The sequence below is a fragment of the Microbacterium sp. JC 701 genome, from assembly GCF_021026215.1.
Classification (GTDB): domain Bacteria; phylum Actinomycetota; class Actinomycetes; order Actinomycetales; family Microbacteriaceae; genus Microbacterium; species Microbacterium algihabitans.
This window is the reverse complement of record NZ_JAJNCV010000005.1, coordinates 140,092-163,129: the sequence shown is the minus strand read 5'-3', so window position 1 is coordinate 163,129 and position 23,038 is coordinate 140,092. Positions and strand designations below refer to the sequence as shown.

Genomic DNA, 23,038 nt, shown 5'->3' with positions numbered 1-23,038 from the left:
GGGGACCTCCCCCAGGAATGAGGCCTTGTGAACGCTCCCGCCACTCTCGAACAGTCCGCCCGCACCGCCCGCGAGGTCTTCGGGTGGGACGACCTGCTCCCGGGTCAAGCGGAGGCGATCGATGCGGTCATCGGCGGGCGCGACACCCTCGTGGTCTTCCCCACCGGCGCGGGCAAGTCGGCGGTGTACCAGATCGCCGGCTGCGAGTTGGGCGGGGTCACCGTCGTGATCTCGCCGCTGCTGGCCCTGCAGCGCGATCAGATCGACTCGATCGATGCCGCTCCCGACGCTCCGGCGGCGGTCGCCCTGAACTCGCGGACCAGCGCGGCGGGCAAGAAGCGCGCGTGGGCCGCGATCGAGGGCCCCGATGCGGTCTACGCGTTCCTCGCTCCCGAGCAGCTCGCGAACACCGAGGTGTTCGACCGGCTCGCGAAGGCCGACGTACGCCTGGTCGTCGTCGACGAGGCGCACTGCGTGTCGGCGTGGGGCCACGACTTCCGGCCCGACTACGCGCGCATCGGCGACGCCGTGGAGGCGCTGGGGCATCCCCCGATCCTGGCCCTGACGGCCACGGCATCCGCCCCCGTCCGCGACGACATCGTGGCGAGCCTCGGCATGCGCGAACCGCACCTCGAGGTCCGCGGAATGGACCGCCCCGAGATCCACATGGCGGTGCGCCGCCACGAGCACGACCTCGACAAGCGCCGCGCGGTGCTCGCCGATGTTCAGGATGCCGGCGGCCCGGCGCTGCTGTACGTGGCGACGCGCAAGGCAACCGACGCCTACGCCGACGAGCTCGTCGCCCTCGGAGTGCGCGCGGCGCCCTATCACGGGGCGATGGCGCAGAAGCGACGCGACGAGGTGCACGCGGCCTGGAGCGCGGGGGAGCTCGACGTGGTCGTGGCCACCTCGGCGTTCGGAATGGGCGTCGACAAGTCCGACGTGCGTCTGGTCGTGCACGCCGACGTCACCGAGTCGCTCGACTCGTACGCCCAGGAGATCGGCCGGGCGGCGCGCGACGGGCAGCCCGCCCGCGCGATCCTGCACTACCGCGCCGAGGACTTCTCGCTGCGCTCCTTCTTCGCCGGTGGGCACAGCAAGCGCGCCGACGTGGCCGGGGTGTGGGACGCCTTGGGCCGCGCGAAGACGCCGTTGCGGGCGAAAGCCATCGCCGAGGAGTCCGGCCGGTCGGTCCGCGCGATCGGACGCGTGCTGAACCAGCTCGTCACTTGCGGCTTCGCCGTCTCCGGCCCCGACGGGGTGTCGGCGGCGAAGAAGGCTTCCGCGGGAGACGCGGTCGCGGCCGTGCGCGAGCGCGATGAGGCGGAAGAGCGCATCCGCGCCTCGCGCATCGAGATCATGCGCGGCTACGCCGAGACCTCGCACTGCCGCCGCCGCGCGCTTCTCGAGTACTTCGGGGTCGAGACGCCGGATGAGTGCGGGTCGTGCGATCGCTGCGGCACCGGAACCACCGTGACCCCGAACGACGCCGAGCCCGCAGAGGCGGATGCCGATGGCATCCGGATCGACTCGACCGTGCAGCACGGCGAGTTCGGTGTCGGCACGGTCATGGGGATCGAGGCCGACCGGCTGACCGTGTTCTTCCCCGAGCATGGCTACAAGGTGCTCGCGCGCGCGGCCTTCGAGAGCGGCGTCATGGAGCTCGGCGCAGCGGCGTAATCGCGCGGCGGGCGGAACACGCGCGGGCGGGGGCGTTGGCGTCAGCGCTCGCGGGTCAGCGCTCGCGCGTCGCCCACCACGCCCACGCCACGAGCGGCACCTGCAGGAACAGGCGGAGGAACCGCGCGCGGTCGGTCTGCAGGCCGGGCGCCGCGCGGCCGGTGCGCCACTGGTGCACGTTGCCCGGGAACACCGCGACGAAGAACGCCGCGATCGCCGCGCCGATGCGCGACCTCTCGCGGGGCAGCGCGACGAGAGCAACGCCGAGGATCACCTCGACGGCTCCGGATGCCACGACGATGGCGTCTTTGTCGGTGCGCAGCAGTCGCGTGGCCCAGCCCGGGACGACGATCCGATGGCCCCGGCGGCCCCAGGTCACGTGGCTCACCCCCGCCCCGACCAGGAGGGCGGCGAGAGCTCCGCGGGCGACGGAGCGGACGGTGAGGCCTCGGCGGTGCGGCATCCGCCCAGTCTTCCACCGGCACCGGGGGTGGGGGTCCGTCAGCTCAGATCGCGAAGATCTGCGAGCGAGGTCCGCGCGTACGCGATCTCATCGAACACCGCCGTGGCCCCGTCACCGAGGGGCGCCTGCGCGAGGAACCCGATCGATACGGCGGCGGCGGCCACGTCGAGGCGGAAAAGCCGCACGAAATCCCAGGCGACCCCGTCGCGCGAGAAATGGAAAGCGAAAGCGGGCCCCGTCCGAGCGACGCGAAGGTACACCGCATCCGCGTCGAGGAGCGGGCCGTTCGCGTCGTCGGAAAATGCGTTCGTGACGACGCTGACGACCATCGCGGCACTCTGCGGCGAATACTCGTTGCAGAGCTTCGCCCAACGATCGGGCCCGGCCCACACGGCAAGGGCCCCGGCGTCGAAAGTGGAGCGAGCACCGAGTACCCGCACCCGGGCCGACAGCACGAAATCGCCGTCGGGCGCGGAGAAGGCCAGCGCGGTCGCAGCGTGCTGCGCAGGGCCTCCGGTCGCGTCGTTGGTCCAGTCGACCCCGGCGCGAGCCGTGAGCTGAAGAGTCGCGGCGTCTTCGTCGTACGAGACGATGCCCTCGGTTCCGGTCCAGAACAGGGGCGGGAGTCCGGGAAGCGACGGCGTCATGAGTCGCACACTATCGGGCCGGTCTCGCCGGCGTCGCCGCCCGCCCTCGCCGTCGTCGCCGCCCGCCCTCGCCTCAGCCCGGCGTGGGAGCCGTGCGCCGCACGAACTCGAGATAAGCCTCGACCGTGTCGTCGGGAACAATCGCGCGCAGCACGACCTCGTCGGCCGCCCCGGTGTAGGCGTCGAGGGCGTCGTCGAGCTCGGAGGCGTCGCGAATCGTCGTGTCGATGGCATCCACCCCCATCCGCTCGAAGTTCGCGGCGTAATTGGGGAACGAGGCGTACCGGGCGGTCTCTTCGTCGAGGCGTTCGCGCGCCGCGGCGGCGATCGCCGTGCGCACGTAGACCGCCACGTGCGTCGCGGGAGCGAGGGAGTGGAGCTCGCTCGCCTGCTGTGCCGCCTCGACGGGCGGCACCCAGTTCAGCAGCACGCCCTCGGCGAGTTCCACCGCGGTACGGCGCATTTTGGGCCCGAGGGCTCCGACCAACACGCGTTCGATGCCCGCATCGTGCAGCTGCTCGACGGCCTCGCGGACGCGGGCGAGGGCTCCTTGGCGGGCCATGCCCGAGCCGATGCCGATCGTCAGCCGGTCGAGCGGGAGGCCCAGCGACGATACCTCCGCCGCGACCTCGGAGGCCGGTCGACGGTCGACGGGCACGACGCCCGTGGCCAGCCGTAGCCGGTCGGTAACACGGGCCGCGGCGGCGAGCGCCGCGAGGGCGTCGCCGTCGGGAGTGTCGTTGACCCACAGGGTGTGGAAGCCGGCTGTTTCAACGGCGGGGGCGATCGCCGCGATCGCGTCGGGCCCGAGCGACCCCGCGACGCCGAGCGAGACGACACCGCGAGTCATGAGACGCCTCCCGGGTCGGGGACGGCGACCGCGACCTGGCCGACCGCCGAGAAGAAGGCGGCGAGATCGACGTCGTCGGTCGGCAGGAGCACGACGTCGTCGACTCCCGCAGCCTGGAAGCGGGCGACGCCCTCAGCGACTTCGGACACGGAGCCCGCGAGCACACGATCGGCGGCGTCTTCGCGGTCGGCGAGCACGGCGGTGGCGCGCTCGCGCGCGTCGGGACCGAACGCGGTGAGCACGTAGGCGACGATGTCGGCGCGGCCCTGGCGACCCGCTCCCGCCCGCGCGTCGTTCACGGTGCGCACCGCCGCTGCGATCTCGTCGACCGTGTGCCGGCTGTCGAGCACGACGCCGTCGGCCACCGCCCCCGCCAGCGCCAGCGTCTTCGGGCCCTCGGCTGCCGCATAGACGAGCGGAGCCTGGGCGGGCGGCCAATCGAGCGCGACGTCGCGAAGCTTCACGTACCGCCCCTCGGTGCTGACCGTTTCTCCGGCCAACAGAGCGCGCAGCGCCGGGAGTTGCTCTTGCATGAGCGTCAGCGGCGAGGCCGCCTTCGCCCCCACCTGGCGCATCCAGTCCTGCACCCCGTGGCCGAAACCAGGAAGGAGTCGTCCGGGGAACATGCGCTCGATCGTCGCGACCTCCATCGCCGAGGCGGCGACGTTGCGAAGCGGGAGCGGTGCGATGCCCACGCCGATGCGCAGATGGTCGGTGACGGCGAGCGCCGCGGCAGCGGCCGCCCACGCCGACGAGCGGAAGCAGTCCTCCCACAGCCACAGTTCCTCGACCCCGGCGTCTTCTGCCGCTCGCGCGGCGTCGCGCAGCTCTTCGGGCGGGTGCGGGTACGGGCTGAAGATCGTGCCGATACGACTCATGCTCTTACTCTGCCTCGAACCTCCGACATCCGGGCAGGGGTGGCGCAGGGCACCGCCCGCGTTCCGCCGTCCCGCGGACCGGACCCCCGACACGCCGCACGGGGCCCACCGGATCACGGCGCGCCGCCCACGGCATCCGCACGATGGCACCCCGCAACGCCCGCGCCGGGCGAACCCGCGTCCCGCGGACCGGACCCCCGACACGCCGCACAGGGCCCACCGGATCACGGCGCGCCGCCCACGGCATCCGCACGACGGCACCCCGCAGCGCCCGCGCCGGGCGAACCCCCGTCCCGCGGACCGGACCCCCGACACACCGCGCACACCCCACCGAATCACGGCGCGCCGCCCACGGCATCCGCACGACGGCACCCCGCAACGCCCGCGCCGGGCGAACCCCCGTCCCGCGGACCGGACCCCCGACACACCGCGCACACCCCACCGAATCACGGCGCGCCGCCCACGGCATCCGCACGACGGCACCCCGCAACGCCCGCGCCCGCCGCCGCCCGCACACACGACGACGCCCCCGGCACCGCAGCACCGGGGGCGTCGAAAAGCGACTCGTCAGGCGGCGAGCGCCGTGATGACGGGCATGACCGTGAAACCGGATGCCGTGGCATCCACCGTCACCGTTCCCCCGTCGACGAGGTCGCCGGCGACGAACAGATCGGCGATGCGGTCGTCGACCTCACGCTGGATGACCCGGCGCAGCGGCCGCGCCCCGTACTCGGGCTCGTAGCCGACCTCGGCGAGGCGGTCGATCGCGGCATCCGTCACCTCGAGGGTCACCTCGCGGGAGGCGAGGCGGCGCGAGGTCGCGTTCAGCAGCAGACGCACGATCTGGCGCAGCTGCGTCTTCTCAAGCTTGCGGAACAGCACGATGTCGTCGATGCGGTTGAGGAATTCGGGCCGCATCGCCTCGCGGAGCTTGCCCATCACGCGGTCGCGCAGGTCGTCGTCGGCGAACTCGCGGCCCGTGGTGGTGAAGCCGATCGCGCCGGCGCGCGACGCGAGCACCTCGGCACCCAGGTTCGAGGTCATCACGATGACGGTGTTGCGGAAGTCGACCGTGCGCCCCTGTCCGTCGGTCAGACGACCGTCGTCGAGCACCTGCAGCAGCAGGGTGAACACGTCGGGGTGCGCCTTCTCGATCTCGTCGAACAGCACGACCGCGTAGGGGTTGCGGCGCACGCGCTCGGTGAGCTGGCCGGCCTCGTCGTAGCCGACGTATCCCGGAGGGGCGCCGATCAGGCGCGACACGGTGTGGCGCTCGCCGAACTCGCTCATGTCGAAGCGGATCACAGCGCCGTCGTCGTCGAAGAGCGACCCCGCCAGGGCCTTGGCCAGCTCGGTCTTGCCGACGCCGGTGGGGCCGAGGAACAGGAACGAACCGACCGGACGGTTCTCGTCGCCCATGCCCGTGCGGTTGCGCCGCACGGCCTTGGCGACGGCGGCGACCGCGTCGTCCTGACCGATCACGCGGGCGTGCAGCTCGGTCTCGAGCTCGGCCAGGCGCCCCCGCTCGGTGGCGGTGAGGCGTGCGACGGGGATGCCGGTGGCCCGGCTGATCACCGCGGCGATCTCGGGCTCGTCGACGACGGCGGCGCCACGCGGCGCGCTGGTGGCGTCGTCGAGCCGCGCCTGCACCGCGGCGATCTCGTCGCGCAGGCGCGAGGCCTCTTCATAGTGCTCGGCCGAGACGGCGGCGTTCTTGTCGGCCTCCAGCGTCGCGAGACGCTCGAGCAGCGACGACGTGTCCACGCTCACACCGAGGCGCAGGCGCAGGCGCGCTCCGGCCTGGTCGATCAGGTCGATGGCCTTGTCGGGCAGCACGCGGTCGCTCAGGTAGCGGTCGCTCAGCTCCACCGCGGCGCGCAGGGCGTCGTCGGTGTAGGTGACGGCGTGGTGCTCCTCGTACGCAGAGCGCAGGCCGCGCAGGATCTCCACGGCATCCGGCAGCGAGGGCTCCCCCACGCGCACGGGCTGCAGGCGCCGCTCGAGGGCGGGGTCCTTCTCGATCGTGCGGTACTCGCGCAGCGTCGTCGCTCCGATCAGGTGCACGTCGCCACGGGCGAGGCGCGGCTTGAGGATGTTGCCGGCATCCATCGACCCGTCACCGCTCCCACCGGCACCGACGAGGGTGTGAACCTCGTCGATGAAGACGACGAGCTTGTCGGATGCCGCGATCTCATCCATCGTCTGGGTGAGGCGTTCTTCGAAGTCGCCGCGGTAGCGCGCCCCGGCGAGCATCGCGGCCAGGTCGATCGAGACCACGCGGGTGTCGCGGAGCTGCTCGGGAACCTCGTTCGCGACGATCGCACGGGCCAGGCCTTCGACGACGGCGGTCTTGCCGACGCCGGCCTCGCCGACGAGCACGGGGTTGTTCTTCGTGCGACGGCTCAGGATCTCGATCGTCTGCTCGATCTCGTCGGCGCGGCCGATCACGGGGTCGAGTTCGCCCGCCGCGGCGCGAGCGGTGAGGTCGGTGCCGAAACGGTCGAGGTTCGGGGTGACGGATGCCGACTCCCCGGCCATCTCGTCGGACTCGCCGCCCATGACGGTGTCGCGCACACCCTGGGTCAGGGCCTCGGCGGTGACGCCCGCCTGCGCGAGGATCTGCCCGGCGGGGGCGTCCTGCGCGAGCACGAGGGCGAAGAACAGGTGGTCGGGGTCGACGTATGTCGAGCCCGCGGCGCGCGCGACCTGGAAAGCGTGGAACAGCGCACGCTGCACGGAGCCGGCGACGACGGCGCCGTCGACGTTCGCGGGCGAACCCGCGGCAGGCAGGCGGCTCTCCGCGGCGCGGGCGATCGCGGCAGGGTCGGCACCCAGGCGCGCGACGGCGTCCTTGGCGGGCGAGCGGCCGACGAGCACGTGCAGCACGTGCAGGGCGTCGAGTTCGCGCTGGCCGCGACCGAGGGCGTAGCGGCCGGCCTCTTGCAGGGCCTCCTGCGTGCGGGCGCTGAGGAAGCGGCTCAGATCGATGGACCGTTCGGCACGTGCCTGCTCGCCCGCGAGGTAGCGCGCGAGGAACTCGTCGAACGACTGGGCGCCGTCTTCCCCGGCGCCGGGGGTGAAGTCTTCGGGCAATTCCGTCTCCTGTGATACGTGAGTGCGGTTCGCTCAAGTTTGCATCTTGAGCGCCGTCGTATCAACTTCAACGCGAGGCCGCCTCGGCTATTCCCGCAGGCTCGGATCCGGCTGGTTCCACAGCTCGATGGTCTGGATGAGCCAGAACACCGCGAACAGCGCGAGCGCCACCGCCTCGCCCACGAACACGACGGGGAAGCCTCTCTCGTCCACCCCGAGCACGACCCCGGCAACGAGCAGCGCGAGCGTCAGGAGGATGGCCGCCGCCACGACGCCGTAGGCGGTCCGCACGCCCCGACGGGGAGCACCGCGTGGTTGCGGGCGCCACGCGGCGAGCGCGGCGACACCCGCGATCGCGAGGAAGAACGCCACGGCCGCGACCTCGTGCGCGGCGGCGAGGAACGATTCGGGAGCCGCCGTCCCCCAGGTCGCCAGGGCAGCCGTCAGCGCGAGCACGATCCCGGCCGTGAGGAACACGCCTGGCGTCGCCGTGCCCTGCACCCGTGCGAGGACGATCGCCGCCACGACCCCGACCACCACGATGACCGCCACCGAGACCGCGTTGTTCGCCACCGTCGCTTGCACCTCGGGCGGCACGCAGCGCGCGACGCTCGGGCAGACGCCCGCGGCCACCGTCGTCGGCACGTAGGCCACCACCAGCGCCAGCACGGCCGCGATGTCGAGGAGCCCCTGCTCGAGACTGCGCCCCGACAGCGCGAGCAACGCGAGGGCGATGGCGGTCAGCGCTCCGATGAAGACCGGCCCCGCGGGCGTGTAGTACGCGGCGCTGACGGAGGGCAGCACTCCCCCGCCCGCGATCTGCACGCCCACCCCGACCGCGAGGAACACGGTGGCCCCGATGATCGCCAGGCGCACGTAGCGGTAGGTGCGCTGGGTCGACGTGGTGCGGATGCGCATACCGGCATCCTGCCAGGGGCCTCCGACACCGGCGCGACCCGGTTCCGGACGATGTCGGAAGTCGGTGACAGACTTCCCGCATGCGCGAATTCCTCACCGGGGCAGGGCTCCTGCTCCGCGGGCTCGGTCAGTGGCGTCGCACGCCCGGGGCGATGGCGCTCGGCCTCATCCCCGGCACGCTCGTGGGCCTCGTCTTCGCGGGAGCGCTCATCGGGTGGGGTCTCGTGCTCCCCGGGCTCGTCGACGACTGGACCCCCTTCGCCGACACGTGGGCCCCGTTCTGGGCGACGACCGTGCGCACCGCCATCGGGGTCGCCTCGTTCGGCGCCGCGCTGCTGATCGTCGTGGTGTCGTTCACCGCCGTCACCCTCGCGGTGGGCGAGCCGTTCTACGACCGCATCTGGCGCGCCACCGAGCGCAGCGTCACCGGCACCGTTCCCGACGCCGACTACGGCTTCTGGCGCGCCGTGGGCGACAGCGTGCGCCTCATCCTGCGCGGCATCCTCGCGGCGCTGCTCGCGTGGGTGATCGGGCTCATCCCCTTCGTCGGCGGCGTCCTGGGCTTCGTCACCGGTGTCGCGCTGACCGGCTGGCTCCTGGCCGACGAGCTCACCTCGCGCTCGCTCTCGGCGCGCGGTCTCGATCGACGCGCCCGGCGCGCGATCGTCAAAGACCACCGCGCCCGGGCCCTCGGCTTCGGCGTGGCGACCCAGCTGTGTTTCCTCGTGCCCCTCGGGGCCGTCGCCGTCATGCCGGCCGCCGTGGCCGGCAGCACGCTGTGGACGCTCTCGGCGCTCGGTGGCCCCGTCCGGCCCGGCGCCGGCCCAGCGGCATCCGGAACAGACCCTCGGGAACACCCCGCCGCCGCCACGCCGCCCCCGCCCGCGGACCGGAGCGCCGACGCGGCACGATAGCCTGGAGCGACCGAAGGGAACCCCATGTTCATCGTCTCGCTCATCCTGTTCGTCGGCGGCATGCTGCTCACCGGACTGTCGTTCTCGCTCGCCGCACCCGCGCTGTTCTTCGCGCTCGGCATCATCCTCGTCTCGGCCTCGCTGGCCCTGCCGTTCCACTTCGGCACCCGGTAAACCCGCACCGCCCGATGACGGGCACGTTCGAAGCACGGCCCGGTAGCGTGGCACAGTGCCCTTCTCGTTCGATGCTCTCCGCCGCAGACCCGATCTCGAAGGCCCCGACCTCGTCGCGGTCGACGCAGCCGACCGGCTGATCCTCGACGAATCCGCTGACGACCGCGCCCGCCTCGGCGAGGGAGAACTCGTCGTGATCGGCGATTCCTTCGGCGCTCTCACCCTGGGCGCGGCGGATGCCGGGGCGCGCGGCATCCGCGTGCATCAAGACGAGATCCTCGGCGAAGAGGCGCTCCGCGCCAACGCGGTCGAGGCGGATCTCCACGACGCCTTCACCTCGCACGCCCTCGACGCGTCGCTGCTCTCCGGCGCCCGCGTCGTGCTGCTGCGCCTGCCCCGATCCCTGCGCGCCCTCGCCGACATCGCGGGCCTGATCGCCCTGCATGCGCACCCCGACGTCGTCGTGTACGCCGGCGGACGCCTCAAGCACATGACCGTGACCATGAACGACGTGCTGCGCGAAAGGTTCGACCGCCTCGACGTCAGCCACGCGCGGCAGAAGTCCCGCGTGCTGATCGCGCGCGGTCCGCACGACGGCGTCGAGCCCGAACCGGATGCCGCGGAGGTCGACGGCATCCGGATCCGAGCTTTCGGCGGCGCCTTCGCCGGCGCCTCGATCGACATCGGCACGCGCCTGCTCTTGGCGCACCTCCCCGCTCCCCGCGATGGCCGTGCGATCGACCTCGCCTGCGGAACCGGGGTCGTCGCCGCTGCCCTGGCCGTGCGGCATTCGTCGCTCGAGGTCATCGCGTGCGATCAGTCGGCCATCGCCGTCGCGTCGGCCCGCGCCACCGCCGGAGCCAACGGCGTCGCCGACCGCGTGCAGGTCGTGCGCGACGACATGATGCGATCGCAGCCGGATGCCACGGCGTCGCTCATCGCGCTGAATCCGCCCTTCCACTCGGGGGCCGCGGTCACCGACCAGCTCGCTCCGCGCATGTTCGCCGACGCCGCGCGCGTGCTCGCCCCCGGCGGGGAGCTGTGGACCGTGTGGAACTCCGCCCTGCAGTACCGGCCCGCCCTCGAACGCCTGGTCGGACCGACCCGTCAGGTCGCGCGCGATCGCAAGTTCACGGTGACGGTGTCGACGAAGCGCTGACGCAAGCCATGGCCGCGCGGCCCGGTCGAGCGTAGATTTCCCTCGACCGCGACGAAGGGGGGCGAGCATGGGCGTGCGCACGATCTCCGCGTCGCTCGGCGCCCTTGCCCTCGCCGCCATCACGACGGCGGCACTGCTCGCCGCGTCTCCGGCACCGACACCGGCCGGTGCCGGACCCGACGACCCCTTCGCCGCGAGCGTGGCGACCGCGCTGCTGGCGGACTGCTCGAGCATCACCGGAAAAGCACGCGAATACGCCCGCATCCATTCGATCGATCTCTGCGGCGCCGACATCACGCCCGATGATCAGCCCCTGCGCACCGAAGCGGTCGGCGGCGAGGAATGCGGCAGCGTGACGTTGACGATGGAGAGCCGCGGCGGGGGCTTGGCAGCCATCGACTGGCGCGCGACCTCGACCACCGGGCCGATTGAGCGGATCGACATCGACGTCTGGTATTCGAGCCGCAACGGGGGTGCGATGCACCGCTTCAGCGACGCGACGCCCACCCTGCACGCGAGCGGCGGCGCGGTCGAGCTACTCGACACGGGGGTCGCCGGGGCGACGGTGTCGGGCACCGTCCAGACCTTCACCGCGACGTGCCGCATCGCGCCGTCGGCGGTGCGCATCCACGTGCGGTGAGCTCGAGACGGACTCAGCCCTTGCCGCCCGGCGGGCCCACGATCAGCAGCACGACGAATACGAGCGCCACGGCGGCGACCAACGCGAGGGCGAGCGCCCACGGACGCCGCAAGAAGAAGCGCAGCAGTCGGTCGAGGGGCCGCTGATCGCGCGGGTCGTCGGTGGCGTCGAGACGCCAGTCTCCGCGCAGGCGCCCGGTGCGGTGCAGCCAGATCTCGGTCGGAACGGTCGCGTAGGGGATCACCGCGCTGGCCACGGCCACCACGGCGGGGCCGACACCCCAGCGCTGGTTGAGGGCGACGAGCACGGCGGTCGCGCCGTAGGCCAAGAAGACAAAGCCGTGGATCGAGCCGCCGATGGTCACGGCGAGCGGCAGATCGGCGACCGCGCGCAGGATCAGGCCGCCGATGAGCAGCGTCCACGAGATCGCCTCGGCGATCGCGAGCGTGCGGAACAGGGTCAGGGGCGTGCGGAACACGTCTCTCCTCGCGAGTCGGGGGCTTCCAGCCTACGGACGCCGCTGACGGCGCCCGTGCGCTCCCCTCGACGTCGAGAGGTCACTCGATCGGCTGATCGTCGTTGTCGAGGGAGTCGTTGGAGCGGTCGGCCTCGGCCGCGGTGGTGGTGTCGGGCTCGGGGCCGGGCTCGATCGGCCCCTTCTCGCGTTCGGCGTCCATGCCCCCAGCCCAGCAGATCGGGCGACGGATGCCACCTCCTTGACGCCGCGGCATCCGTCACCCTCTCCCCCGGAGCGGACGGGAGAGCGAACACGCGAAGCGTAGGCTGGTGGGGTGGCGGAATCCCGGGGGCGCGTGTGGACCGGGGTGATCCGGGTCGGACCCCGTCAGGGAGACCACCGGGTCGCGGTGCGCGCCGTTCTCAGCGTCGGTGTGCCGCTCCTCGTGCTGCTGCTGATCGGCCGCCTCGACCTCAGCGTGTACGCCAGCTTCGGCGCGTTCGCGGCGCTCTACGGTCGCACCGACCAGCCGCGTCCGCGCGTGATCATGCAGGCGACGGCGGGCGCGATCCTGGTCTCGTCCATGCTGATCGGCACCGTCGTGTCGGCGCTGTCGAGCCCGGCCGTCGTGGGCGTCGTGGTCGTGGCGGCGATCGCCGCGACCGTGACCCTCTTCGCCTACCGCTCGCAGTGGCATCCGCCCGGAGCGCTCTTCGCGGTGTTCGCCGGCGGTGCGACGGCGAGTCTTCCGGCCGGCTGGCCGTCGCTGCTGCTCGTGTTGTTCGTCGGCGGCGCGAGCGTCGCGTGGAGCCTCATCGTCACCGTCGCCTTCGTGCTCGCCCGCCGAGGATCGTGGGCGCGCCCCACCCGCCCCCGACCGTCGATCGGCCCGGTCGCGTGGGAGATGACCGCCACCGTCGGCGTCGCCGCCCTGCTCGCAGGTCTCGCGGGGGCCCTGCTCGTGGGCACTCATTGGTACTGGGCCATGGTCGGTGCGGTCGCGGCGGTCGGCGGCGCGCACGTGACGGCGCGGCTCATCCGCGGAGCCCAGCGACTGCTCGGGACCCTGCTGGGCGTGCTGATCGCGGCGGGACTGCTCGCGCTGCACCTCCCGCCGTGGCTCACGATCCTCGTCGCCGTGGCGTTCCAGGCGCTGTCGGAGCTGTTCGTGGGCCGCAACTACGGCATCGCGATGGTCTTCATCACCCCGCTCGCCCTGCTGATGATCTCGCTGGCCTCGCCCGCGACGCCCGAGATGCTGCTGCGCGACCGCGTGATCGAGACGATCATCGGCGTCGCGGTCGGCACCGTCGTCGCGATCGTGTCGGCGGCGCTGCGCCGGCGCACCGCGGGAGGATGACCGCCATGGACGACCGCCCATCCCGCACCCTCGGGCACGACGCCGCCGAGCGCATCAGTGCCGGATGCTACGGAGCCCTGGTCTCGGCATCCACCCTCATCGGCCTGGGCACCACCGACCTCGCGCTGGTGATCGCGGTGGTCGCGCTCACGAACGTCGTGTATTTCGCGACCCACGTGTTCGCCTACTCGCTGGGCGACACCTCGACGGACCGCCCCTCGCGCATCTTCCTGCACCACCTGCGCGTGAGCGCGCCGATGGTGTCGGTGACCTTCCTCCCGCTGCTGGTGGTCGTCGTGCTCGTCGCGTTCGGGGTGTCGCTGCCCACCGCTCTGCTGTGGGGCGTCGGCGTCGCCATGGCGTACCTCGTCGTGGTGGCGACCGCCGGAGCACGCCTCCGCGGCTACTCGGCCCTGGGGGTCGTACTCACGGCCGCGGGCGCGGCGATCGTGTCGGCGCTGCTCGTCTCGGCGAAGTTGATGCTGCATTGACCGGCCGCCGCGCCCTGCGGGTTGGGGTCCTCGCGCTCACGGGATTACTCGCCGGGTGCAGCGGCACGCCGTCCGATTCCGAACTTCAGGGCGCCGCCGACGCACGACCCGTGGGCCTTGCTGCCCTCGAGGCGTTCCCGCTGCCCGAGTTGACCGGGTGGACCGTCGCCGCCGAACGCACGATCGACGCCTGCGGCTCGAACACGAGCGACCAGATGTTCGACGAGACGCACATCGAGGGCTACTCGTGCGTGGCCGTGCGGCGCACGGCGTACGAGCTGACGGATGCCGCCGACGCGGGCACGCGCGACGCCGCGGCCTTCACCGCGCTGATGCAGATCCAGACCGCCTTCGCCGACCTGCCGAGCGCGTTCCACCCCGATGACGTGCCGCCCGAGTCCCCCGCGTTCGCCGTGAATGCCTCCCCGCCGAACGCGGGCGGCGCGCTGCTGGTCGACGGTCGGCGCGTGCAGATGACGGGCTACCTGCAGTCCGCCGAGGTGGCCGACTACGACATCCTGCCGATCTGGCACATCAACGAGCGGGTCGGATCGGACTCGGGTGAGATGCGCGACGCGCTCATGGCCCGAGCCGATGGTGGGGAGTTCCTCGTGATCACCGTGACGCTGTCGTACTTCAGCGTGCAGCGCGACGACGCGTGACAGGCTTGACCCTCGTGACGACTTCCCCCTCTCCCGACCGGGCCGTAGCGCTGACCGTGGTCGGCGCCATCAACGTCGACCTCACCGCGCGCGTGCAGCGCGCTCCCGGCGCGGGTGAGACCGTCGCCGACGGCGTGCTCCAGCACGGACCCGGCGGCAAGGGCGCGAATCAGGCGGTCGCCGCGGCCCGCCTCGGCGCCGATGTGCGGCTGATCGGCGGGGTCGGCGACGACCCCGACGGCCGCGGCATCCGGGATCAGCTTGCCGCGATCGGCGTCGACGCCTCGGGTGTGCAGACCACCGCGGCCGCAACCGGTACCGCCCTCATCGTCGTCGACGCGACGGGCGAGAACTCGATCGTCGTGTGCGCGGGTGCGAACGCGGCGATCGACGCCGAGTCCCTGGGCATCGAGCCCGACTCCGCGGTGCTCGCGCAGTTGGAGGTGGCGGATGCCGTGGTCTCGGCCGCCGCGCACGCCGCGGGCTTCTTCGCGCTCAACGCCGCCCCCGCGCGGCCCCTCCCCCGCGCCCTGCTCGAGAAGTGCGACCTCGTCATCGTGAACGAGACGGAGTACGCGCAGCTCCCCGAGGTGCATGACGCCCCGCTGTTGTGCGTCACCCTCGGCGCCGCGGGAGCACGCCTGTACCGGCACGGCGAGCTCGTGGCATCCGCCCCGGGGGTTTCGACGACCGTGCGCAACACCGTCGGCGCGGGCGATGCGTTCTGCGCGGCGCTCGTCGTCGGGCTCCTGCGCGGTGACGCCGAAGCCGACGCCCTTGCCCGCGCCTGCGCCGTCGGTGCCGCGGCCGTCGCCGACGACGCCTCGCAGCCCGCGCTCGACGCCCTCGACTCCTACGCGGTGACCGCATGAGCCGCCGGCCGATCCTCGTCGACTGCGACACCGGCATCGACGACGCCCTCGCCCTGGCCTACCTGCTGGCCGAGCCGTCCGTCGAGATCGTGGGTGTCACCACCGTCTCGGGCAACACGGATGCCGCCCGCGCGGCCGCCAACACCCTCGCGCTGTTCGAACTCGCCGGCGTCGACGGCATCCCCGTCGCGGTCGGAGCGCACGACTTCCGTGGCCGCGCCTACGCGGGCGGCGCTCCGCACGTGCACGGAGACGACGGGGTGGGCGGGATCGCGCTCGCGACGGCCGCTCAGCTGCACGACGCCCGACCGGCGGTCGAGCTGATCGACCACCTCGCCGCTCGGCATCCGGATCTCACCGTGCTCGCCCTCGGACCACTTACCAACCTCGCGGCCTACGCCGAGACGCCCGGCGTCGCCCGCTTCGACCACCTCGTGGTGATGGGCGGCGCGTTCGCGCACTCGGGCAACGTCACGGCGTGGGCCGAGGCGAACATCCACAACGACCCCGAGTCGGCCGCCGTCGTCTTCGCGCAGGACTGGGACACCACGCTCGTGCCGCTCGACGTGACGATGACGCAGACGCTGGACTCCGCTGACCTCGTACGACTCGAGGCGATCCCCGGCGCGCTCCCCCACGCACTGGCCCGCATGCTGCCGGCCTACCTCGACTTCTACGCCGATCGCGTCTTTCCCGACCGACGCTGCGCGCTGCACGACCCACTCGCCGCGATGGTGGCCGCCGGCGTGCTGCGCGGCGTCAGCGTCGCCTCGGGCCAGGTCGAGGTGCGACTCGAGCGCGGCGAACGCGGGCGGACGGTGTCATCACGCGGCTCCGACACGCAGCGCTGGGTGCGCGGCATGGAGGGCTCGGCGGTCGAGGTGCTGCTCGGCGCGCTTGAAAGGCGGGAGTGGCCGGGGCAAATTCTTCTGTGACGGTAACGGAGCCACACCGACGCTGATGCGGCGGGCGCGCGCCCAAACGGGCTCTCGACCTTGTCTATCTGACCAGTAGGAGAAAGGTGCACGGACTGCCACGCGGGAATCACCGACGTAGCGAGTCTGCGGATCCTTCAGGCGGCAGCTAGGTCCAAAACGCGCTCAGAGACACGATCCGCGAGGTCCTGCGACATCCGGTATCGAGCAGCAAAAACCACCAGGCGGGCGCGATCGATGAGCCAGCCCGCTTCTTGAGTGACGCGAATCCACTTTTCGGGCGACAGGGATACGACATTTGGTACGCAGAATGCACGGAGGGGTGGCACCGCCCATGCAAGGTGTGATTGCCAAACCTGCAGACTAATGTCGTCGAACTTCTTGTCCCAATTTCGACCTGTCGCGCATTGAATTAGGATGTGCGGCTGACCCCCGCGAGCATCGAGGTGAGGAAACCAACCAGCTATGTCGACACCAAGATCTTTGTCATCGCTCAATGGAGGCTTGTTGACTTCCAGCGGAGAAAGGCCGGAACTCTCGATATACATAGTTACGCGCTCGCGGAACGACTTGGAAAGCGATCCTGAAGCTGGATGACCAATTCGCATGGCGTTTCCGCCCAGAGTTCTAGCGAATATTTCAGCCACCAGTTCTTCGAACAGCTTCCGATCGGAACTCTCAATTTGGTTTAGGCCGAGCAAGCAAAGATAGGCATATAGCTCCCTCTGGATCCTGAAATTGGTGCGTCCACTGACGCGTGACCCCTGGATCTTCAGCGGCCAGCTCGAACCGAACAGTTTAGAGCGGTGCCGAAGCTCGGCCCACGTTTGTTGCTCCAACAGATCAGGAGACGAGATGTCCTCGATGCTAATGGCAGCCTTAAGATCGCCGCGTTTGAAATCCCCCACCTTTGTGAGCGCCACATACTCGCACCAGTCGGCGACTTCGGCAACCGCGGGAGATGTGCCCGCGGGAAATGCTGGCCAATCCGGCATCAACTATCACCTAAGATGCGGTCGAGCGCCTCCGTCAAGGCTACCAGGCGCTTAATGGACTGAACAATCTCCGGCTCTGTCTTGTAGACGGCAAGAAGGGCGGATACTTCCCCAATAGACTTTTCCGCCAAACGAATCTTTCGCGCGAGATATGCCACCTCGCCATCGCTGTACTCATATGCGGCCTCAAGATCACCCGTCTTCTTGAGATGCGTGATGGACTGTTCGCTCGAGAGAACTGGCGCGAGCCGATTGGCAATCTCTCTTGAGTCGCTAATTACAGCTCTTCGGTCCCCGTCTCCGAAAACCCATGTGGCTACTTCTTCAAGTTCTTCGAGGCGATCTTCGGGAACCAGTTCCTCCACTGGTTGCGCTGGCAGCCTCTTGGGCACTCCGAGATATTCTTTGATTGGCCGCTGTCCGAGCGCAACCTCCAGCAAAGAAAATCTGTCACGGATCGCCCTCTCTGGAATATCCGTATTGTCGACAATCTGCTGAAATACGACGTGCTGCTGATAGAGCTTTTTCACCGCCTGAGTGGTGTCGCCTATGAGTTCCTGAATCTCCTCAAGACTGCGTCCCCGCTTCAGAAGGTGAGCCACAAATCGAGCTTTTTGAAACGGCGCCCACTTCTTCACACCCGTGATGTGCCGGAATCCAAGAAATGGGAACACATCATCGCGCTCGTCGTAGATGATGCATGGCACCGCCTCAAGCCGGGCACGCTGCGCCTCCGAGAGAGTCGGCCAGCCCGAGACGCGAACCGCTCGTCGGAGTTCGTCATCTAACAGCAACTTGAGGGTTGCCGTCCGCCGGTTGCCTTCCACCACGACCCATCGGGGCCCTAGCTCATCTGGCTCCCCTGGCACTACCACCAGGGGTTCTTCCGAAAAGTAGCCGTGCTCCACAAGCGAGGGAACGAGTTCGTCGAGGGACTCGTCCTCGTAAAGCGTTTTGAGAAGGGTGAGCTGAGCGGGATTGCGACTGACCACAAGCCGCGGGTTCTCTGGGTCCAGCAGGATTCGCGACACGCGGAGAGTCTCTGCTCGGTGCGGTCGCTCGCTTGCTGTTGGCTGCTCTTCAGTGGCATTCATCTCTGGAAGCATCTCAGATAGACGCGCGCGACGCCTAGGCCGTCAACTGGAGACCGCCGAGTTTCACCTTGTCTGGGGTCGCCATCGCAGGCGAACCGAGCGCAAGGCGCAGGCGGGTGGCGACTTCTTGCGCCAGCGGCGGTGGAACAGCGTTACCGACGTGACGAAAACGCGCCGACAGCGGAGCATCCCAGGCCACGTCAGGGAATCCCTGGAGGGCCGCTGCTTCGCGAAGTGAGATTCGACGCCAGGAGGTCGGAACCTCCGCGTGACCACCGGATACAACCTGGTGATGATAAGTTCTGGTGGCCAAGCCGCGCTCGTCGGGGTTGTCGAGCCAAAGCTGGTCGACGATTGGCGTGTGATTTCCGCCAAGGGAGGCGCTTATGGTCGGCGCGACTCCGTCGAGATCTAGCGGGCGTCCCTGACCATTGAACATCATTCCAGCAAATGGTGAACGCCTGATCACGGGGGCTAGTGCAGGTACGATTCGTGCGCGACATTGCTGCCAGGTCGGGCCCGGATGCCCTAAAGCTTGCAGCGCGCTTCGCACTGAGCTGCGCCGCAGCCCGACAGGCCGCCGGAGAATATCAACGTCGAGGTCCCCTCTCCGGTAGCCGATTAGGAACATGCGTTCTCGCGACTGGGGCACGCCATAATCGCGAGCATTCAGAAGCAATGTGGTGGTCTCATATCCAGCAAGATGCGCCTCATCCTTGAGCGTGTCGAGAACTGATGTCCAGCGGGGATGAGTCGCGAGCGCACGAACGTTCTCCATGACGAAGGCTCGCGGTCGCATCGACTCAGCAGCTTGAATGAAGGCACGAACGTGACGGGATCTAGGGTCGGAGGGATTCATCCGCCCGGCGCGCGAGAACCCCTGGCACGGCGGGCCGCCGACCAACACCGAGCTCTCTCGACGCCCAAGCACAGAAAAGTCCGCGCTTAGATCTCCGACCACGTACTCATGATCAATTTGCCCAGGCGCGTCCGAATGCACGAGAGAGTACGATTCGCGAGCTAAAGGGTCCAGGTCATTCGCGAACTCTAGTTCGTAGCCCGCCTGCCTGAAGCCAAGATCGAGGCCTCCGGCGCCGGAGTAGAGAGAGACCACTGATAGCGCCGTTGCTCCGGCGTGCACTTCAGAAGTCCCAGTCGTCGTCTTCCGTCGCCTCGGCCTTGCCGATGACGTACGAAGAACCCGACCCGCTGAAGAAGTCGTGGTTCTCGTCAGCGTTCGGCGACAGGGCCGACAGAATCGCGGGGTTCACGTTCGTGACCGACGCGGGGAACATCGCCTCGTAGCCGAGGTTCATCAGCGCCTTGTTCGCGTTGTAGTGAAGGAACTTCTTCACGTCTTCGCTCAGCCCGACCGAGTCGTACAGGCTCTGCGTGTAGCCCACCTCGTTGTCGTAGAGCTCGTACATCAGCGAGAACGTGTAGTCCTTGATGTCGTCGCGACGGGCCTGATCGACCGTCTCGAGACCGCGCTGGAACTTGTAGCCGATGTAGTACCCGTGCACGGCCTCATCGCGGATGATGAGGCGGATCAGGTCGGCCGTGTTGGTGAGCTTCGCGCGGCTCGACCAGTGCATCGGCAGGTAGAAGCCCGAGTAGAACAGGAACGACTCGAGCAGGGTCGAGGCGACCTTGCGCTTGAGCGGGTCGTCGCCACGGTAGTAGTCCATGACGATGCGCGCCTTCTTCTGAAGGAACTCGTTCTCGGTCGACCAGCGGAACGCCTCGTCGATCTCCTTCGTGGAGCACAGCGTCGAGAAGATCGACGAGTAGCTCTTGGCGTGCACCGACTCCATGAACGCGATGTTCGTGTAGACGGCCTCTTCGTGCGGGGTGATCGCGTCGGGGATGAGCGAGACCGCACCGATCGTGCCCTGGATCGTGTCGAGGAGCGTGAGCCCCGTGAACACGCGCATCGTGAGCGTCTGCTCCTCGGGGGTGAGCGTGTTCCACGACTGGATGTCGTTCGACAGCGGCACCTTCTCGGGCAGCCAGAAGTTGTTCACCAGACGGTTCCAGACCTCGAGGTCTTTGTCGTCCTGGATGCGGTTCCAGTTGATGGCCTGCACGTGGTTCAGCAACTGCAGCTTCTCAGCCATGTCGTTCCTGTGTCCTTGATCGATGGGTGGTCAGCGGCTCAGAGCATGCACGAGACGCACTCGGTCATGTCGGTGCCCTCGAGCGCCAGCTGACGCAGACGGATGTAGTAGATGGTCTTGATGCCCTTGCGCCACGCGTAGATCTGCGCCTTGTTGATGTCGCGCGTGGTAACGGTGTCCTTGAAGAACAGCGTCAGCGACAGGCCCTGGTCGACGTGCTGCGTGGCCGCGGCGTACGTGTCGATGACCTTCTCGTAGCCGATCTCGTAGGCGTCCTGGTAGTAGTCCAGGTTCTCGTTCGTCATGAACGGAGCCGGGTAGTAGACGCGACCGAGCTTGCCTTCCTTGCGGATCTCGATCTTCGAGGCGATCGGGTGGATCGAGCTCGTGGAGTTGTTGATGTACGAGATCGAACCGGTCGGGGGCACCGCCTGCAGGTTCTGGTTGTAGATGCCGTGGGCCTGCACCGACGCCTTCAGCTCGCGCCAGTCGTCCTGCGTGGGGATCTGGACGTTCGCGAACAGCTCCTTGGCCTTGGCCGTCTCGGGCTCCCACACCTGGTCGGTGTACTTGTCGAAGAACTCACCCGAGGCGTAGGTCGAGTTCTCGAAGCCGTCGAAGGCCGTGCCGCGCTCGATCGCGAGGCGGTTCGACGCACGCAGCGCGTGGAAAAGCACCGTGTAGAAGTAGATGTTCGTGAAGTCGATGCCCTCTTCGGAGCCGTAGTACACGTGCTCACGAGCGAGGTAGCCGTGCAGGTTCATCTGGCCGAGGCCGATGGCGTGCGAGCGGTCGTTGCCGTCTTCGATCGAACGCACCGAGGCGATGTGGCTCTGCACGCTCACCGCGGTGAGGGCGCGGATCGCGGTCTCGACCGTGAGGCCGAGGTCGCCGCCGTCCATCGCCAGCGCGATGTTCATCGAGCCGAGGTTGCAGGAGATGTCCTTGCCGATGGTGTCGTACGAGAGGTCTTCGTTGTACGTCGTCGGGGTGTTGACCTGCAGGATCTCGGAGCACAGGTTCGACATGTTGATGCGACCGGCGATCGGGTTGGCCTTGTTCACCGTGTCTTCGAACATGATGTACGGGTAGCCCGACTCGAACTGGATCTCGGCGAGGGTCTGGAAGAACTCGCGCGCGTTGATCTTCGTCTTCTTGATGCGCGGGTCGTCGACCATCTCGCGGTACTTCTCGGTGACCGAGATGTCGCCGAAGGGCTTCTTGTAGACCTTCTCGACGTCGTAGGGCGAGAAGAGGTACATGTCTTCGCCGTTCTTGGCGAGCTCGAACGTGATGTCGGGGATGACGACACCCAGCGACAGCGTCTTGATGCGGATCTTCTCGTCGGCGTTCTCGCGCTTGGTGTCGAGGAAGCGCAGGATGTCGGGGTGGTGCGCGTTGAGGTACACCGCGCCCGCGCCCTGGCGCGCGCCGAGCTGGTTGGCGTAGCTGAAGCTGTCTTCGAGCAGCTTCATGACGGGGATGATGCCCGACGACTGGTTCTCGATCTGCTTGATCGGCGCGCCCGCCTCGCGGATGTTCGACAGCAGCAGGGCGACGCCGCCGCCGCGCTTCGACAGCTGCAGCGCGGAGTTGATGCCGCGGGCGATCGACTCCATGTTGTCCTCGATGCGCAGGAGGAAGCACGACACGAGCTCGCCGCGCTGCGCCTTGCCGGCGTTGAGGAACGTGGGGGTCGCGGGCTGGAAGCGACCCGAGATGATCTCGTCGACCAGCTGCACGGCCAGACGCTGGTCGCCGTCGGCGAGGGCGAGGGCGGTCATGACGACGCGGTCCTCGAAGCGCTCGAGGTAGCGCTTTCCGTCGAAGGTCTTGAGCGTGTAGCTCGTGTAGTACTTGAACGCTCCGAGGAAGGTCTCGAAACGGAACTTCGCGCCGTAGGCGCGGTCGTTGAGCTCCTGGATGAAGTCCATCGAGTACTTCGCGAGCACGGTGGGCTCGTAGTACTCCTTCTCGACGAGGTAGTCGAGGCGCTCCTTGAGCGAGTGGAAGAACACGGTGTTCTGGTTGACGTGCTGCAGGAAGTACTCCCGCGCCGCGCGCTTGTCGGCGTCGAACTGGATCTTGCCGTCGGCGTCGTACAGGTTCAGCATCGCGTTCAGGGCGTGGTAATCCAGCCCCTCGAACCGCGCCTCGGTCTTGAAGTCCACGTCGGTCAGCTCAACTTCCACCATCGTTCCAATCCCTCGGTTACCCGCTCGACATCGTCGGGGGTGCCGAAAACTTCCAGCCGGTATAGGTGTGGCACCGCGCATTTGCGCGCGATGATGTCTCCGGCGAGGCAGAAGGCGTCGCCGAAGTTCGTGTTTCCCGCGGAGATAACCCCGCGGATGTTGCGTCGGTTCCGCTCCTCGTTGAGGAACCGGATGACCTGCTTGGGGACCGCGCCCTTCTCGACGCCCCGGCTGGCACCCCCACCGTAAGTGGGGGTGACCAGCACGAAGGGTTCGTCGATGTGAAGGGGCGGATCGGTCGGCCGGAGCGGAATGCGCACGGCCCGCTTGCCGAGCTTCTCGATGAAACGCGCGGTGTTGCCCGACACGCTCGAGAAGTAGACCAGCAGCGGAGCCTCGGTCGCCGACATGACATCGCTCATGACGAAGGTCTGAGAGCGTGTC

At 69.0% G+C, this 23,038-nt stretch carries 23 protein-coding genes; 10 read left to right on the top strand and 13 right to left on the bottom strand.

The features are described 5' to 3' along the window. Window positions 1-27 precede the first annotated feature (27 nt). Window positions 28-1,680, top strand: coding sequence for an ATP-dependent DNA helicase RecQ (locus LPW41_RS17145; protein WP_230705414.1), 1,653 nt, complete (start codon window positions 28-30; stop codon window positions 1,678-1,680). A gap of 55 nt (window positions 1,681-1,735) precedes the next feature. On the opposite strand, the gene LPW41_RS16295 is transcribed toward LPW41_RS17145, so the two are convergent. The 6 genes from LPW41_RS16295 to LPW41_RS16270 form a co-directional block, all read right to left on the bottom strand. Next, on the bottom strand, window positions 1,736-2,143 hold the full coding sequence (locus LPW41_RS16295) for a hypothetical protein (RefSeq protein WP_230705413.1): 408 nt from the start codon (window positions 2,141-2,143) through the stop codon (window positions 1,736-1,738). A 38-nt stretch (window positions 2,144-2,181) separates the two neighbouring features. Continuing rightward, window positions 2,182-2,790, bottom strand: coding sequence for a DUF1349 domain-containing protein (locus LPW41_RS16290; RefSeq protein WP_144834167.1), 609 nt, complete (start codon window positions 2,788-2,790; stop codon window positions 2,182-2,184). A gap of 73 nt (window positions 2,791-2,863) precedes the next feature. Then, window positions 2,864-3,640 carry an LLM class flavin-dependent oxidoreductase gene (locus tag LPW41_RS16285; protein WP_230705412.1) on the bottom strand — a complete coding sequence of 259 codons (777 nt, stop codon included), beginning with the start codon at window positions 3,638-3,640 and terminating at the stop codon, window positions 2,864-2,866. Then, window positions 3,637-4,518 carry an LLM class flavin-dependent oxidoreductase gene (locus LPW41_RS16280; protein ID WP_230705411.1) on the bottom strand — a complete coding sequence of 294 codons (882 nt, stop codon included), beginning with the start codon at window positions 4,516-4,518 and terminating at the stop codon, window positions 3,637-3,639. The genes LPW41_RS16285 and LPW41_RS16280 overlap by 4 nt, the downstream gene beginning before the upstream one ends. 567 nt (window positions 4,519-5,085) lie before the next feature. Continuing rightward, window positions 5,086-7,611 carry an ATP-dependent Clp protease ATP-binding subunit gene (locus LPW41_RS16275; protein ID WP_230705410.1) on the bottom strand — a complete coding sequence of 842 codons (2,526 nt, stop codon included), beginning with the start codon at window positions 7,609-7,611 and terminating at the stop codon, window positions 5,086-5,088. 87 nt (window positions 7,612-7,698) lie between these two features. Further along, on the bottom strand, window positions 7,699-8,529 hold the full coding sequence (locus LPW41_RS16270; protein WP_144834160.1) for a hypothetical protein: 831 nt from the start codon (window positions 8,527-8,529) through the stop codon (window positions 7,699-7,701). An 80-nt stretch (window positions 8,530-8,609) separates the two neighbouring features. Here LPW41_RS16270 and LPW41_RS16265 point away from each other — a divergent pair, with 80 nt between their 5' ends. The 4 genes from LPW41_RS16265 (at window position 8,610) to LPW41_RS16250 (ending at window position 11,416) form a co-directional block, all read left to right on the top strand. Then, window positions 8,610-9,443 (top strand): EI24 domain-containing protein, encoded by an 834-nt coding sequence (locus LPW41_RS16265; RefSeq protein WP_230705409.1) that lies wholly within the window; start codon window positions 8,610-8,612, stop codon window positions 9,441-9,443. Between the two features lie 24 nt (window positions 9,444-9,467). Beyond that, complete coding sequence (locus LPW41_RS16260; protein WP_013585971.1) at window positions 9,468-9,617, top strand: hypothetical protein; 150 nt, start codon at window positions 9,468-9,470, stop codon at window positions 9,615-9,617. A gap of 55 nt (window positions 9,618-9,672) precedes the next feature. Continuing rightward, window positions 9,673-10,776 (top strand): class I SAM-dependent methyltransferase, encoded by a 1,104-nt coding sequence (locus LPW41_RS16255; protein ID WP_230705408.1) that lies wholly within the window; start codon window positions 9,673-9,675, stop codon window positions 10,774-10,776. 67 nt (window positions 10,777-10,843) lie between these two features. Beyond that, window positions 10,844-11,416, top strand: coding sequence for a hypothetical protein (locus LPW41_RS16250; RefSeq protein ID WP_230705407.1), 573 nt, complete (start codon window positions 10,844-10,846; stop codon window positions 11,414-11,416). 13 nt (window positions 11,417-11,429) lie between these two features. Here the strand turns inward: LPW41_RS16250 and LPW41_RS16245 are convergent, their stop codons facing one another. Beyond that, window positions 11,430-11,894, bottom strand: coding sequence for a DUF3817 domain-containing protein (locus LPW41_RS16245; RefSeq protein WP_144834153.1), 465 nt, complete (start codon window positions 11,892-11,894; stop codon window positions 11,430-11,432). 313 nt (window positions 11,895-12,207) lie between these two features. Here LPW41_RS16245 and LPW41_RS17140 point away from each other — a divergent pair, with 313 nt between their 5' ends. The 5 genes from LPW41_RS17140 to LPW41_RS16220 all read left to right on the top strand — a co-directional run bounded on the left by LPW41_RS17140 (window position 12,208) and on the right by LPW41_RS16220 (window position 16,193). Beyond that, window positions 12,208-13,233: an FUSC family protein gene (locus LPW41_RS17140; protein WP_230705406.1), complete on the top strand. Its 1,026-nt coding sequence runs from the start codon at window positions 12,208-12,210 to the stop codon at window positions 13,231-13,233. A gap of 5 nt (window positions 13,234-13,238) precedes the next feature. Beyond that, window positions 13,239-13,724, top strand: a complete 486-nt coding sequence (locus tag LPW41_RS16235; RefSeq protein ID WP_230705405.1) for a hypothetical protein — start codon at window positions 13,239-13,241, stop codon at window positions 13,722-13,724. A gap of 110 nt (window positions 13,725-13,834) precedes the next feature. Further along, complete coding sequence (locus tag LPW41_RS16230; protein WP_230705404.1) at window positions 13,835-14,386, top strand: hypothetical protein; 552 nt, start codon at window positions 13,835-13,837, stop codon at window positions 14,384-14,386. Between the two features lie 14 nt (window positions 14,387-14,400). Beyond that, on the top strand, window positions 14,401-15,258 hold the full coding sequence (locus LPW41_RS16225; RefSeq protein ID WP_230705403.1) for a PfkB family carbohydrate kinase: 858 nt from the start codon (window positions 14,401-14,403) through the stop codon (window positions 15,256-15,258). Further along, window positions 15,255-16,193: a nucleoside hydrolase gene (locus tag LPW41_RS16220; protein ID WP_230705402.1), complete on the top strand. Its 939-nt coding sequence runs from the start codon at window positions 15,255-15,257 to the stop codon at window positions 16,191-16,193. Before LPW41_RS16225 ends, LPW41_RS16220 begins: the two co-directional genes overlap by 4 nt. Before the next feature lie 137 nt (window positions 16,194-16,330). Here the strand turns inward: LPW41_RS16220 and LPW41_RS16215 are convergent, their stop codons facing one another. The 6 genes from LPW41_RS16215 to nrdI form a co-directional block, all read right to left on the bottom strand. Then, window positions 16,331-17,188, bottom strand: coding sequence for a hypothetical protein (locus LPW41_RS16215; protein WP_230705401.1), 858 nt, complete (start codon window positions 17,186-17,188; stop codon window positions 16,331-16,333). Continuing rightward, window positions 17,188-18,219 carry a hypothetical protein gene (locus tag LPW41_RS16210; protein ID WP_230705400.1) on the bottom strand — a complete coding sequence of 344 codons (1,032 nt, stop codon included), beginning with the start codon at window positions 18,217-18,219 and terminating at the stop codon, window positions 17,188-17,190. Before LPW41_RS16210 ends, LPW41_RS16215 begins: the two co-directional genes overlap by 1 nt. Window positions 18,220-18,316: 97 nt before the next feature. Beyond that, complete coding sequence (locus LPW41_RS16205; protein ID WP_230705399.1) at window positions 18,317-19,396, bottom strand: DNA cytosine methyltransferase; 1,080 nt, start codon at window positions 19,394-19,396, stop codon at window positions 18,317-18,319. Window positions 19,397-19,424: 28 nt separating this feature from the next. Next, window positions 19,425-20,399, bottom strand: a complete 975-nt coding sequence (gene nrdF / locus LPW41_RS16200) for a class 1b ribonucleoside-diphosphate reductase subunit beta (RefSeq protein ID WP_230705398.1) — start codon at window positions 20,397-20,399, stop codon at window positions 19,425-19,427. Window positions 20,400-20,437: 38 nt separating this feature from the next. Next, window positions 20,438-22,594: a class 1b ribonucleoside-diphosphate reductase subunit alpha gene (gene nrdE, locus LPW41_RS16195; RefSeq protein WP_230705397.1), complete on the bottom strand. Its 2,157-nt coding sequence runs from the start codon at window positions 22,592-22,594 to the stop codon at window positions 20,438-20,440. Beyond that, window positions 22,576-23,016 carry a class Ib ribonucleoside-diphosphate reductase assembly flavoprotein NrdI gene (nrdI, locus tag LPW41_RS16190; protein ID WP_230705396.1) on the bottom strand — a complete coding sequence of 147 codons (441 nt, stop codon included), beginning with the start codon at window positions 23,014-23,016 and terminating at the stop codon, window positions 22,576-22,578. The genes nrdE and nrdI overlap by 19 nt, the downstream gene beginning before the upstream one ends. Between the last annotated feature and the right edge of the window lie 22 nt (window positions 23,017-23,038).

What these genes read in the sequence shown, in the direction of transcription:
- LPW41_RS16280 (WP_230705411.1), bottom strand. Translation starts at nt 4,518, where the DNA reads ATGAGTCGTATCGGCACGATCTTCAGCCCGTACCCGCACCCGCCCGAA.
- LPW41_RS16220 (WP_230705402.1), top strand. Translation starts at nt 15,255, where the DNA reads ATGAGCCGCCGGCCGATCCTCGTCGACTGCGACACCGGCATCGACGAC.
- LPW41_RS16235 (WP_230705405.1), top strand. Translation starts at nt 13,239, where the DNA reads ATGGACGACCGCCCATCCCGCACCCTCGGGCACGACGCCGCCGAGCGC.
- LPW41_RS16290 (WP_144834167.1), bottom strand. Translation starts at nt 2,790, where the DNA reads ATGACGCCGTCGCTTCCCGGACTCCCGCCCCTGTTCTGGACCGGAACC.
- LPW41_RS16250 (WP_230705407.1), top strand. Translation starts at nt 10,844, where the DNA reads ATGGGCGTGCGCACGATCTCCGCGTCGCTCGGCGCCCTTGCCCTCGCC.
- LPW41_RS16270 (WP_144834160.1), bottom strand. Translation starts at nt 8,529, where the DNA reads ATGCGCATCCGCACCACGTCGACCCAGCGCACCTACCGCTACGTGCGC.
- LPW41_RS16215 (WP_230705401.1), bottom strand. Translation starts at nt 17,188, where the DNA reads ATGCCGGATTGGCCAGCATTTCCCGCGGGCACATCTCCCGCGGTTGCC.
- LPW41_RS16260 (WP_013585971.1), top strand. Translation starts at nt 9,468, where the DNA reads ATGTTCATCGTCTCGCTCATCCTGTTCGTCGGCGGCATGCTGCTCACC.
- LPW41_RS16265 (WP_230705409.1), top strand. Translation starts at nt 8,610, where the DNA reads ATGCGCGAATTCCTCACCGGGGCAGGGCTCCTGCTCCGCGGGCTCGGT.
- LPW41_RS16285 (WP_230705412.1), bottom strand. Translation starts at nt 3,640, where the DNA reads ATGACTCGCGGTGTCGTCTCGCTCGGCGTCGCGGGGTCGCTCGGGCCC.
- nrdI (WP_230705396.1), bottom strand. Translation starts at nt 23,016, where the DNA reads ATGAGCGATGTCATGTCGGCGACCGAGGCTCCGCTGCTGGTCTACTTC.
- nrdF (WP_230705398.1), bottom strand. Translation starts at nt 20,399, where the DNA reads ATGGCTGAGAAGCTGCAGTTGCTGAACCACGTGCAGGCCATCAACTGG.
- nrdE (WP_230705397.1), bottom strand. Translation starts at nt 22,594, where the DNA reads ATGGTGGAAGTTGAGCTGACCGACGTGGACTTCAAGACCGAGGCGCGG.
- LPW41_RS16295 (WP_230705413.1), bottom strand. Translation starts at nt 2,143, where the DNA reads ATGCCGCACCGCCGAGGCCTCACCGTCCGCTCCGTCGCCCGCGGAGCT.